This window comes from Parapedobacter deserti (genome assembly GCF_042646065.1).
GTDB classification, from domain to species: domain Bacteria; phylum Bacteroidota; class Bacteroidia; order Sphingobacteriales; family Sphingobacteriaceae; genus Parapedobacter; species Parapedobacter deserti.
In genome coordinates this window covers 334,590-346,755 of the sequence record NZ_JBHRTA010000009.1, presented here as the reverse complement: position 1 = coordinate 346,755, position 12,166 = coordinate 334,590, and the positions used below count along the sequence as shown (strand labels likewise).

The 12,166-nt window shown below is 47.8% G+C and carries 10 protein-coding genes and 1 pseudogene; 1 reads left to right on the top strand and 10 read right to left on the bottom strand.

The genetic code is table 11. The features are described from left to right. Positions 1-5: 5 nt before the first annotated feature. From ACFOET_RS04880 to ACFOET_RS04870, 3 genes are all read right to left on the bottom strand, one after another. Positions 6-1,490, bottom strand: coding sequence for a SusD/RagB family nutrient-binding outer membrane lipoprotein (locus tag ACFOET_RS04880; RefSeq protein WP_379020158.1), 1,485 nt, complete (start codon positions 1,488-1,490; stop codon positions 6-8). An 11-nt stretch (positions 1,491-1,501) separates the two neighbouring features. Further along, positions 1,502-4,657 carry a SusC/RagA family TonB-linked outer membrane protein gene (locus ACFOET_RS04875; protein WP_379020156.1) on the bottom strand — a complete coding sequence of 1,052 codons (3,156 nt, stop codon included), beginning with the start codon at positions 4,655-4,657 and terminating at the stop codon, positions 1,502-1,504. Between the two features lie 1,033 nt (positions 4,658-5,690). Further along, entirely contained in the window at positions 5,691-6,170 is a 480-nt protein-coding gene (locus tag ACFOET_RS04870) for a hypothetical protein (RefSeq protein WP_379020154.1), read from the bottom strand. Between ACFOET_RS04870 and ACFOET_RS04865 the strand changes: the two genes are divergently transcribed. After that, the gene (locus ACFOET_RS04865) at positions 6,169-6,342 is read left to right on the top strand and encodes a hypothetical protein (RefSeq protein WP_379020152.1); all 174 of its coding nucleotides are present in this window, start codon (positions 6,169-6,171) and stop codon (positions 6,340-6,342) included. The genes ACFOET_RS04870 and ACFOET_RS04865 overlap by 2 nt on opposite strands. A gap of 36 nt (positions 6,343-6,378) precedes the next feature. Here the strand turns inward: ACFOET_RS04865 and ACFOET_RS04860 are convergent, their stop codons facing one another. The 7 genes and pseudogenes from ACFOET_RS04860 to ACFOET_RS04830 form a co-directional block, all read right to left on the bottom strand. Then, entirely contained in the window at positions 6,379-6,864 is a 486-nt protein-coding gene (locus ACFOET_RS04860; RefSeq protein ID WP_379020150.1) for a hypothetical protein, read from the bottom strand. After that, positions 6,854-7,072, bottom strand: coding sequence for a hypothetical protein (locus ACFOET_RS04855; RefSeq protein WP_379020148.1), 219 nt, complete (start codon positions 7,070-7,072; stop codon positions 6,854-6,856). The genes ACFOET_RS04860 and ACFOET_RS04855 overlap by 11 nt, the downstream gene beginning before the upstream one ends. 477 nt (positions 7,073-7,549) lie before the next feature. Beyond that, positions 7,550-7,768: pseudogene (locus ACFOET_RS04850) on the bottom strand (IS66 family transposase); the annotation flags it as partial. A gap of 150 nt (positions 7,769-7,918) precedes the next feature. Continuing rightward, positions 7,919-8,416: a tyrosine-type recombinase/integrase gene (locus ACFOET_RS04845; protein WP_379020146.1), complete on the bottom strand. Its 498-nt coding sequence runs from the start codon at positions 8,414-8,416 to the stop codon at positions 7,919-7,921. Beyond that, positions 8,413-8,931, bottom strand: coding sequence for a hypothetical protein (locus tag ACFOET_RS04840; protein ID WP_379020144.1), 519 nt, complete (start codon positions 8,929-8,931; stop codon positions 8,413-8,415). The genes ACFOET_RS04845 and ACFOET_RS04840 overlap by 4 nt, the downstream gene beginning before the upstream one ends. A gap of 887 nt (positions 8,932-9,818) precedes the next feature. Beyond that, a complete protein-coding gene (locus tag ACFOET_RS04835) occupies positions 9,819-10,754 on the bottom strand; it encodes a hypothetical protein (RefSeq protein WP_379020142.1) in 936 nt (311 codons plus the stop codon). Beyond that, the gene (locus tag ACFOET_RS04830) at positions 10,747-12,069 is read right to left on the bottom strand and encodes a hypothetical protein (protein WP_379020140.1); all 1,323 of its coding nucleotides are present in this window, start codon (positions 12,067-12,069) and stop codon (positions 10,747-10,749) included. The genes ACFOET_RS04835 and ACFOET_RS04830 overlap by 8 nt, the downstream gene beginning before the upstream one ends. Positions 12,070-12,166: the final 97 nt, after the last annotated feature.

The window sequence follows — 12,166 nt, the reverse complement described above, 5'->3', positions numbered from 1 at the left end:
GTGCGCTAATCGTTATCCCACCATACCGGGATAACCATAGCTTGCTGATACCCCGCAGGAATGTTAGCGGGGATATTTTCGGGATTATACTGTCTTTCCGAAGACGGGTACGGCAAACGGAGTGGTATAATATCCAACTCTGGCGCGGTATCCAAGTTTGTCGCTCCAGGGTACAGCTCAGCGTTAACGGGCAGCTCCGGATACCCTGTTCTACGGAAATCGTTATAGGCCTCCAATTGCAAATAGTTAGCAATATACTTTTGAGTCATGATTTGTTCGTAGGCGGTGCCAGCAGCACTGCTTAACGCATTGTCAGCCAGATAACCGCTATAATCAGTACTATTAATCCCATAAAACTCCATCGACGCAACGATCCCCTCCTCATAAGCGTCTATCACCGACTGATTTACCATTTCTCCAGCCCTGAGGAATTCAGCTTCTGCACGCATGAATGGAACTTCGGCATACACCATCCAATAGAGAGGAGCATCTGCCGCACTATAAAAACTGTGAATCTGCGAATAATTGGCGATCGGCGAAGGTGTCGGGTTATTGGTTACGCCGACATACTCACCTTCATTATCACCAGACGTTACCTGGCTTATCTGATACGCGATGCGCGGATCCTCGGTATCTAATAACATATTGACATAAAACAGCGAAGGCCTGTCTCGATTATCCCATTTCCCGTCTATAGCAAATTGGTACCACGGATTTTCAGCACCGGCTTCGTCGACATATCCATATGAAGGCACTGACGCCGCCGTGATGGCACCATCATTGAGCGCCTGCAGAGCAAGTTCTGCTTGCGTTGCAGCATCGTATCCCGGAGCATTGGAGAGTCTGAGGTAAAACCTCGCTTTCAAGGTGCGGGCGAGACGTTGCCAATTATCCATGTTTCCTCCATAAACGAAATCATCGCTTCCCGGTATTTCGCCGATTTCCCTGCTGATCTCTTCAATTGACTCGTCAAGTAGCTGCTGAATTTGGCGATAGATTTCTTCCTGGGTATCATACGAAGGCTTTATCACGCCATCAGTACCTTGGAAAGCGTTTGAAAGTGGCGCGTCCCCATAAAGGTCAGTGATCATCGACATGTTCCAGGCGAAGATGATTTTGGAAATAGCACTATAATTATAATTCTCGTTTTCGGTAGCCTTCTCTATTAATACCTTGCAATTCTGCATCACGTCGATATACGAGTAAAAACGCCAGAAGTTATTAGCGTCATTGGCGGTCAACCGATAGTGACCTTCGTGTGGCCCGGGCACTGCCCTGGCCAAATGCTTAGTCCACAAGCTGCTATTGCGCACTGCCCATCCACCGATTACTTCAAAAGAAAAGTTCGACAACACAGCAGGAAGCAATAAATCTTCCGGCACATCTGAGGGTGCGTTGGGATCAACATTGATATCCAGTTTATCGTTGCAACTGAGGAAGGCAGCTGAAAACAAGAACCCGATTGCTACGACGATATATTTAATTTTCATGATCGCTATACTTAAAATGTAACATTTAACCCAAAAGTTACTCCCCGGGTCCCCGGGGTCACCGCATGGTAAAAGCCCTGAGCATTGCCGGAACCGAACAGACTCCCTTCTGGATCGAGGTAACTGAAGTTCGATTTAATCCACAGATTTCTACCCGTTGCGGAAACGCTGATTCCTTCGAAAGGGGTTCTCTCGATCAATCGATCCGGCAATTGATAGTTTATCGTTACTTCCCTCAGCTTGATGAAACTTCCGTCTTCAACAAGCTCCTCCATTGACTGCGTATAAAAATTTTGGAAATACGCTTGGTCTTGCAACACGGGTGTTGTATTCGGCTGCCCGTCAGATTCCCTTATTCCGTCCCATACCGTATAGGTACCCCGTTGTTCGGTAACCTTGGCAGTACCATAAAATGTGGTGTAGTACAAATCGAAGTTAAACACATCACCACCTTGCCGGGTGTCAATCAACGCCGATAAGGAAAGTCCCTTATAACGAAACGTGTTACGGATTCCGCCGAGCCAGTCGGGGGTAACATTTCCGATTGGCCCCAATTCATCGGCTGGCATAGGATATCCGTCGTCATCGACTAATAAAACACCATTTTCATTGCGCTTCCAACCGAGCGACCAGATAACGCCATACCCATGCTCGCGGTCCGCTCGAATCTGGGGGTCAGTAAAACCTCCGAGGAAGATATTATCAACCCCTTCAGCGATGGACTTCAGCTGATAGCGGTTTCTCGAAAAATTAACCAATACATCCCAGGAAAAACTTTCTGTACGGATCGGGGTGCCACTTAAAATCACCTCGATACCGCGATTAGAAATCTCCCCAGCATTTACAACGCGAGTACCGAATCCGCTCGAAGCAGCAATCTCCTGCTGCAGAATCTGTCTGTTGCTTGTCTTATCATAGTATGAGAACTCAAGGCCCATTCTGTTTCTAAAAAACCGCAGGTCCGTTCCCACTTCTATTTCCGTCACCATCTCCGGGCTAAGTGTATTACTTGCCATGAGCGACGAAATCTGAAAGGCATTGATCCCTCGGAAGGGGAAGATAATCTCCCCCCGGGTACCGTCGCTGGGGTTTGCCTGCGAGTACGTCTGCATCGTCAAATACGGATTGGCATCGTTTCCAGCCTGAGCGTAAGAAGCCCTCAATTTACCATAAGAAAAATAAGGGTTGTCCCGTATATCCAGCAGTTCAGAGAATACCCAACTAAGCGATGCAGAAGGATAAAAAAATGAATTGCTTCCCGTAGGCAACGTGGATGACCAATCATTCCTGGCTGTCACGTTCAAAAAGAGGTAGTTTTTATATTCCAATGTTCCCGAAGCATAAATCCCTACGATTCGTCTTCGTGAATCAGACTGGATGGCTTGTTGCGTTGCGGCATTGGAAATATCAAAAAAGCCGGGAATGTTAAGGTTTAATCCCCTCACCGTTCTACTGGTAAATTTGCGATCATTATAATTCGTCCCGACTAACGCCGAAAAGGACAAATCCTCATTGATATCACTTGTCGCGCTCAAAATCAGATCATTATTCAATTGAGTGCTTTTCAGCAATGTGGCAAACATCCGGCCGTTCGTCGTCCCTTTGGTTCCGATGTTTACTTGTTCTGACACTTCATCTGTATACGTGTCCAGTCCAACCCGGTTTGTTAGTTTCAGCCATGGGAATATATCATAATTCAATTCGTTAGAAGCGATGATCCGATCAACCACGCTGGGCACGGCATTATTGTCCACTAACCAATAAGGATTGTTGAAGCCGGCAGCAGCATCTGCACCTGCTTGCCACGTCACGTTTCCATGTTCCTGGTAAACTTGTTTGCTGTCAAACGTGATTGGGGCAAAATTAAGCCCATAGGTAAACGACCGGGAATTGTTGCCCTCGGCAAATCGATTATTCATCGAGTTAGTATAACTTACCGACGTACTAGACGTGAAATTTTCAGCAAGCTGGGAAGTCATGTTGGCCGTCAAACTGTTTTTTCTGAAATAGTTGTTTGGCACCACCCCTTTTTGGTCCAGGTTGGTGTATGTGATGATATAATTTGATCGCTCCCCCCCGCCGCTGATCGATAGTGAGTTAGTCCATACGTGGGCGGGCTGATAGAACTGCTTACGCGGGTCTATGACCGTAGGCATGCCGCCCAGTGCATCGATTACAGCCTGGCTAACCGAATCTTTGTGAGGGCCCCAGCTCGTCGTGCCTTGGGGGTTCCCGTCAGGATCTTCGTTATATCCCCCCAGTTCAGCAGGCAAGCCGTTCCTGAAAAGCGGCCGCGTCCCACCGGCAGGGGTCAAACCCAAATGGTAGGATGTTTGGTATCCATCCGTAATGGCATTGTCCACAGCAAAGTTAGATGAGAATGACACACGGGGGAATTTCCTGTTCGCATCGCGAACTCCCCGCTTTGTAGTAATCAAAACCACTCCAAAAGCACCGCGCGAACCATATAGCGCGCTGGCCGCTGCACCCTTCAAGACCGATATGTTTTCTATCGTGTTGGGGTCAATATCAATTGCCCGGTTAGCTCCCGCCCCATTGAATAAAATGCTTTCGGACGTCTCTCCACGATTGACTGAATTATCCATAGGAATACCGTCGATTACAAACAACGGTTGATTCTCGCCGGTTAACGAAGAGTTTCCACGGATCACAATCCGGGATGATGAACCCGCTTGGCCACCGGAATTATTAATTTGAACACCAGCGACTTTCCCTGCTAATGCATTGACAATGTTCGGCTCTCTGGAATTAACAATATCTTGGGACTGAACATCCTGAACCGAATAGCCCAACGAACGCTTCTCCCGTTGTATACCAAGTGCCGTCACAACAACCTCACTTAAATTTGTTGCATCGACTTCAAGTACTACATTAATTTGATTTGTTGATGTCAGCTCAACCGTATTACTAAGGTAGCCCACAAAACGAAACGTGAGCGATTTACTATCCGACGGCACGGCGATCGAATAGTTACCCTCACCATCCGTTGTAGTTCCCAAAGTAGACCCAGTTATGACCACCGATACGCCTCCCAGCGGTTCTCCGGTGTCTGAGGCCGTTACCCGGCCGCTGATTCTTCTTTCTTGGGCAAACCCCGATCCCATCAGCAGCACCCCCAAGGTGATGATAAATAATGTTTGTTTCATATAATATGAACTTTGGTGAAAATAGTACAAGAACCGCAGGAACCACGAGCCTACAGCCGTTCTGCATGGATTGAAACAAACCAGTTAACTAATTGTTCAATTTTATATATATAAATTGCATTTCTTTAAATAAATGAGGCGCCTTTTCTACCGATGATCATACTGGATTGAGGATTAACAAAGGTTAGTGGGCAATGGCAATGAAACGGCGATAATTACGTTTAGTTGTTTTGCCTCTCGGGTCTTCGGTAAATAATCACTCGTTTTTCGGTTAAAGTTAACTTTTGTTAATATTTAATGACTATTCGATAAACCAAAATAAATAATTATGAAAACAATAGCATTAACACTTCTGATCGTATTGTGCTCGTTCACAATTTTTGGCTTTTCAAAAGGGGAAGCCCTTTCAACAAATGAAATAAGGTTTGTCAAGGATGGATTTCACGTACAAGTCTTTTATGATAGCTTTAATAATGTTACCAATATAGAGGTCACGCTTTGAGGGCCGGGCACTCCTGGGTTTTTCGTTTGGACTCCGTGGCCGGGAAGTGTCAGCTCAGGGTGTTTTACCGGTATAATATATGTGGAATATACTCCTGTAGGACAGGTAATTTTAGATATCAATTGCAACAATTAGACAAAAAATATTAGTCGTTAGCAAATCGAGTAAGCAGACAGGGGTTACCCCTGTCTGCTCGCATACTAACCATGACATTTATAAAGGTTACGAAGTAGAACACCCAACCATGGTTAGCAAAAAACTAATTGTACATAAACTCCTTTTAATTTCCATGATCATTACAATTTGTATTGTTCCTTCCTTGCAGCACCGTTGATTTCTTGGCTTGGATCGCGTCCTTTTCTGCCTGCGGTTTGTTTTGGTAGACATCCGTGCCTTCAGCCCCTGCCAGGCCATCGCCTTGTAATGGTCAAGGCTGAACCGCCTGCCATCGTAGTCCTATGACGCCGTGCCCAGTACATCGACATAGTGGTTCGACATACACGCATGTCGGGCAAACTCACATTTATTTTATCAGTCATCAAGTCTCGGTTTGGTCTTTCTTTTGGGGCCGCCCGGAGCAAAGAAGATCGATCCGATATAGTGAACCACCTCAACGATCTTATATTTATTGTCAGCAAGTTTGTCGACAAAATAGATATGTTTGTATTTGGTGCTGACTGAGTTTAGATCCAATCCATAATTATCTGAATTTGCGCCCCATTTAGGGCTTTTTAAATCCAGTTTTTTCACAAAACAGGAATCAACAATTTTGTGGTTCTTTTTGTCTACCGTATTGAATAGCAATAATGAAAGCTTTTCAGTTTCGTATATATAGATATCCGGTTCTTTGATATCTTTTCTCTCTAATTTATACATAGCCACTTCCCCTCCATCATATTCATCGAAATAGACATAGACATTAGTTTTTTCACTATCGGCCGCCTGGCCATATGAACACCCAACCATGGCTAGCAAAAAACCAATTGCAAATAAACTCCTTTTAATTTCCATGATCATTACAGTTTGTATTGTTCCTTCCTTGCAGCACCGCAGATTTCTTGGCTTGGATCGCGTCCTTTTCTGCCTGCGGTTTGTTTTGATAGACATCCGTGCCTTCCAGCCCCTGCCAGGCCATCGCCTTGTACTGGTCAGGGCTGACGCCCTGCCCAGTACATCGACATAGTGGTTCGACATAAACGCATGTTGGGCAAACTCACATTTATTTTCTATCAGTCATCAAGTCTCGGTTGGTCTTTCTCTTGGGGCCGCCCGGAGCAAAGAAAATCGATCCGATATAAGGGACTACTTCAACAATCTTGAACTGATTGTCGCCAACCTTATCAGCGAAGTAAATATGTTCATACTTGGTGCTCTTAGCATCCAAATTCAATCCATAATTTTCTACTTCAACGCCCCAATCCGGACTCTTTACCGCGCGCTTTTTCAAGAAGCAAGAGTCAACTATCTTATAATCTTCTTTACTTACTGTATTGAATGACAAACGAGAGCCGTTTAAGTCAAATATATAGATATCCGGTTCTTTGATATTTTTGTCCACCAATTTATACATGGCCACTTCTCCGTCATCATACTCATCGAAATAGACATAGACACTAGTCTTTTCATTATCGGTCGCCTGACCATATGAACACCCAACCATGGCTAGTAAAAAACTAATTGTACATAAACTCCTTTTAATTTCCATGATCGTTGCAGTTGGTGTTGTTCCTTCCTTGCAGCACCGCTGATTTCTTGGCTTGGATCGCGTCCTTTTCTGCCTGCGGTTTGTTTTCATAAACATCCGTGCCTTCAAGCCCCTGCCAAGCCATCGCCTTGTAATGGTCAAGGCTGAACCGCTTGCCATCATATTCCCAAATAGCCCGTCCGAGCACATCAATATAGTGGTCAGCCATATACGCGTGCTGCGCGTCTTCATAGTTATATTCCGTATAGTATTTGAATAACGTTGGGAAATTGACATTGTTTAGATTTGATGGCCCTCTTACAGAAAGCNCAGCGGGGCGTCATCCTTGGTGCAGGAACCTGTTATGAAAACAGTGATGGACATGGCCAGCATTACAAACGGTGCCTTTGCCGTTCTTCTCTTTGCGGGGGGGGGGTAAAGTTCTTTTCATTAGTGCTGTATAATCGGTTATCACAATATTCCGAAAAAAAGACCGGAGTTGCAAGTTTTTTGATGCATTCTATAGTCAAGATCAAACAAACCTATCGCTTCAGCTCCTCGGCCAGCATCACTTTTTCTTCCAGCACATTCTGCCACAATTCTTCCTTCGTTTTATTGTTTCGCTTTCTTTCTATTGGCGGATTACTCCACGTATCAAAGTAAAGAAACCAAAAATCATACGATCCTCCAACAATGTATCCGCCCTTTAACTACATGTTTGATTTTTGAACAATATCCTTATAGTTCTGGGATAGAGGTCCTTTAAGTTTTTATGGTTGATGGACATGATGTTCTGCAATGTGTGTTTCAACCATTGGAACGGGTTTACCTCGTGCTTCTTGCAGATGGCGAAGAACGAATAGATCATCGCCGCGCGCTGCGCAGCCTCGTGAGATCCGGCGAACAGGTAGTTTTTCCGTCCCAGCTTATGGAAAGCTTTCCATAAGCTGGGTTATGCAAAGTCTACGGTTATGCAAAGTGCAGCGTAATAAACAGCACGCATTTGTTGTAATCGACTATTTCATGGCGAGCGACTTCGCATAATAAGCGTTGGTGTTTTATGGATAATTATCGATCAAAAGTGTTTAAGCCACTCCAACAGGTTGTCATTTGACAACCACACCGGTTCCCCTTGCGGCGCTACTGATTTGTAGGCTTTCTCGATCGCCTCTCGTTTAGCCCGCGAATCAGCCCTGGCATATACCTCCGTCGTTTGGACTGAAACATGCCCAAGTATATCACGGATATATACCAGATTGACACCGGCCTGTAGCAGGTGCATAGCTTTGGAATGCCGCAATACGTGACAGCTTATCTTTTCGGGCCAGTAAACTTCGGCTTTTTTCTTGGCCATATCGGCATACTTGAACAAGATATGGTTTACGCCAGCTCGGGTGAGTTTATCTCCGCGGCTGTTGAAGAACAAGGGGTGTTCATTATTGCCGTCCAGATCAAGCCGGTGTTCGGCGATGTAAGGCTTTAACAGCTTGACCTGTTGTTCCAGCATGGGAACGATACGTGTCTTGTTGCCCTTTCCGGCAATACGGATCGTATTCAATACGTCGAGCCTCAAAATACTCGAAACATTTCAGCGTGTACCCCTTCATGCAGTAACGTGAGTGCCCACTGAATACTGGGATGATCCGGCAATTCGTTTGCATTCAGCCATATTTCGATGTTTTTTGCATTCCATTCAAGTGGAACCGGGCGAGTGCTACCTAAATTAAGAGGGTCCATAGTTGAACTTAACCTGAAATTCAGGTCAATCGGCTTATTCTCCCCGATGAACTTGTTAAGCGTGTTTTTGAAGAAACCGTCGGACATGAGTTTTTCCATGATGCAACGAAGACGCTCGTCCGCATAAAAATCATCCGACATGGTGGTATCCAAATGCGTGGTGATAACAGTATTCTCCGGAAGGGGGGCTCCCCCACCGCCATCACCCGGATCGATCCAGTCAATCGCTTCCTGCTCGCCGTTCGAACCGGTGTTGATCGTGATGCAGGTGGTCCTGCTATGCGTGGAATTGAGTGTCCCGTTGACGTAGGCATAAACAGTGGTGGTGAAGCAATGGGTTTCCGTGCCCATCAGCCTGCGGATACCCCTCTCATCGGTGACCGGCCGGCCATCCCGAACGGGCATGTATGCTGGCCGGCCGTTGCCGAACCAGTTCTCCAGCAGTACCGTACCGGAAAAGGGCTCGTGGCCTGCACCGCCGTTGCCGTCCGGTATGTAGGTCAGCAGGTGGTGCTGCCAGCCCGGGAGACCCTCAACTGCCCATATACCCTGTGCGGGCCATCGCCACTCCCCGTGGAAAGGGTCTGCACCAACCGTATCGGCACGAACACGGCAACAGTGTCGCCGCTTTCACGCAGGGAGGCGGCATCCCAGTCGGGCAAGCCTTCTGTTTTGAACAGACCGCTCAGCGTGGTGTCGGCTGCCACGGCATGCCTGCTGCCTTCGAAATCCGTCCTGGCTTCGGCTATGGGGTCCCGACCNCGTTGACGTAGGCATAAACAGTGGTGGTGAAGCAATGGGTTTCCGTGCCCATCAGCCTGCGGATACCCCTCTCATCGGTGACCGGCCGCCCATCCCTTACGGGCATATATGCCGGCAAGCTGCTGCCGAACCAGTTCTCCAGCAGTACCGTGCCGGAGAAGGGCTTGCGGCCCGCACCGCCGTTGTCTTCCGGTATGTAGGTCAGCAGGTGGTGGTGCCAGCCCCCGTCCTTCCCAACCCGGGAGGCCCTCAACTGCCCGAATACCCTGTGAGGGCCGTCGCCACTCCCCGTGGAAAGGGTCTGCATCAACCGTATGGGTACGAACACGGCAACAGTGTCGCCGCTTTCACGCAGGGGACACACTGTCCCAGTCGGGCGAACCCTGTCTTTTGAACAGCCCGCTCAGCGTGGTGTCGGCTGCCACGGCATGCCTGCTGCCTTCGAAATCCGTTCTGACCTTCGACATCAAGCAAAGCTATCGCTTCAGCTCCTCGGCCAGCATCACTTTTTCTTCCAGCACATTCTGCCACAATTCTTCCTTCGTTTTATTGTTTCGCTTTCTTTCTATTGGCGGATTACTCCACGTGTCAAAGTAAAGGAACCAAAAATCATACGAACCCCCAACGACTCCCTTCTCGGGCATGTAGATGAAACGGTCAATTCCCCGATGAAGGTTATAGCCATCGTGCGTATTCCAATCGGTAAATGTCCAAAATTGGTAGGCTTTTTCACCGTCGATTTCAAACTCTCTGGAGAGGTACTCGCGTTGAAGAAGCAGTCTATTGGGCAATAATAGCGTCCCCCCCAACCATCTCACGTCCATTGGAAAAGACCATTGACCGGGAATATTTAGCGTTTCCCGGTAGACGTTCTTCATCTGTTGGATGCTAAGGGTGTCTTGACCGGTATTGATGGTACCGTAAGGCACATTGAACAATGACGGATAGGTATCGATAAAGAAAAACTCAGCAAGACACTGGTTGCTCCTAAAGTACTTGCCTCCTTCGGACTTCACCAAGCTATACTGCAACGTTTTCTTGTCCTTACTGTTTTCCGAAGCGATACGATTTCCTAGTTCACGGCGCAATGACCGTTCTCCAAACACCTGATCTTGGATTTCGTTTAAATCCACTTCACTCCAATTTTTATCGCTGGTAAAATCGGGCAGTATCGAAAATAGGACCAAACCAGCTGCATGGATATTGTATATCTCGATGGTTTCATCCACCCCATAAAGATCTTGTGCGTTAAGTGTGTAACGATTTAAGTCATACAGGCTATCCAGCATATCCAGCATCACGTATTGTGTCCGCTGCTTCTGTGCCGTGGACTCCACCGCAACGCCGCAGCAACACCCGATGAGTATGAATTTTGTTATGATCGCTCGCATCATCCTATTGTCTTTAATCATCACACAGTTCCTTTCCGGCCAACAGGTTTCCGCCTGCATCCCTACCTTTGTAATTCGCGCCGGCCACGGCAACTTCATTTTTTGAATAAGTGGCCTCTCCAATTTCAAAAGAGGTTGCATTGGTGTAAGCACTTGCGTCGGATAACCCACTCCACGCCAGCGAAAACGCATCGAACTGCGATATACCGAACATTCCCTGCAAATAGTTGGCCATCAGGCCGACATATTTCTTGGCCATCGTATTGTGTTGAGTGTTATTTATTACGCCATTTATCAACTCAGCCTTCGTGAGATAAGCATGTATCACCTCGTGTATGAAGACGGCCACCGCCCCTTCCTGCGATACATCCGGCATGTAATCTTCATGGAGCACGATAGTTCCAGTGAATATTTTCGGGATGCCGTTCACTCGTGTCAGATTCATATCCTGCGCTTCGCCGGGTGTGCCGTTACGGGTTACGCCGTCTTTCACGGTAATATTAAGTTCCGTCAAACCCGCGGTTCCATCAAGTTCCTTGATGATATCGGATATGACGTCCATTGCCGATTCCGAGTATGTCATTGCTTTTTCTATCGTTTGTTTTAAACAGGGATTGTCTATCGAGTCTGTTGTGATGTCCTGTGTGACAGTCTGGTCCTCGGGAGGATTTTGCCAAGGCCCTCCACCGCCGCCGTCACCCGGATCAATCCAGTCAATCGCTTCCTGCTCGCCGTTCGAACCGGTGTTGATCGTGATGCAGGTGGTCCTGCTATGCGTGGAATTGAGTGTCCCGTTGACGTAGGCATAAACAGTGGTGGTGAAGCAATGGGTTTCCGTGCCCATCAGCCTGCGGATACCCCTCTCATCGGTGACCGGCCGCCCATCCCTTACGGGCATGTATGCCGGCAAGCTGCTGCCGAACCAGTTCTCCAGCAGTACCGTGCCGGAGAAGGGCTTGCGGCCCGCACCGCCGTTGTCTTCCGGTATGTAGGTCAGCAGGTGGTGCTGCCAGCCCCCGTCCTTCCCAACCCGGGAGGCCCTCAACTGCCCGAATACCCTGTGAGGGCCTTCGCCACTCCACGTGGAAAGGGTCTGCATCAACCGTATGGGTACGAACACGGCAACAGTGTCGCCGCTTTCACGCAGGGACACACTGTCCCAGTCGGGCGACCCCTGTCTTTTGAACAGCCCGCTCAGCGTGGTGTCGGCTGCCACGGCATGCCTGCTGCCTTCGAAATCCGTCCTGGCTTCGGCTACGGGGTCCGGACGGGTGGGCAACGCTTCCAGCGGGGCGTCATCCTTGGTGCAGGAACCTATGAAAACGATTATGGACATGGCCAGCGCAGCCAACGGCACCTTGCCGTTCTTCTCTTTGCGGGGGGGGGTAAAGCTATTTCCATTAGTGCTGTATAATCGGTTATCACAATATTCC

Coding starts and splice junctions, on each gene's coding strand:
- ACFOET_RS04830 (WP_379020140.1), bottom strand. CDS start 12,069: ATGTCCATAATCGTTTTCATAGGTTCCTGCACCAAGGATGACGCCCCG.
- ACFOET_RS04840 (WP_379020144.1), bottom strand. CDS start 8,931: ATGGGCACGGAAACCCATTGCTTCACCACCACTGTTTATGCCTACGTC.
- ACFOET_RS04855 (WP_379020148.1), bottom strand. CDS start 7,072: ATGGCTGACCACTATATTGATGTGCTCGGACGGGCTATTTGGGAATAT.
- ACFOET_RS04865 (WP_379020152.1), top strand. CDS start 6,169: ATGATCATTACAGTTTGTATTGTTCCTTCCTTGCAGCACCGCAGATTT.
- ACFOET_RS04870 (WP_379020154.1), bottom strand. CDS start 6,170: ATGGAAATTAAAAGGAGTTTATTTGCAATTGGTTTTTTGCTAGCCATG.
- ACFOET_RS04835 (WP_379020142.1), bottom strand. CDS start 10,754: ATGATTAAAGACAATAGGATGATGCGAGCGATCATAACAAAATTCATA.
- ACFOET_RS04880 (WP_379020158.1), bottom strand. CDS start 1,490: ATGAAAATTAAATATATCGTCGTAGCAATCGGGTTCTTGTTTTCAGCT.
- ACFOET_RS04860 (WP_379020150.1), bottom strand. CDS start 6,864: ATGGAAATTAAAAGGAGTTTATGTACAATTAGTTTTTTACTAGCCATG.
- ACFOET_RS04875 (WP_379020156.1), bottom strand. CDS start 4,657: ATGAAACAAACATTATTTATCATCACCTTGGGGGTGCTGCTGATGGGA.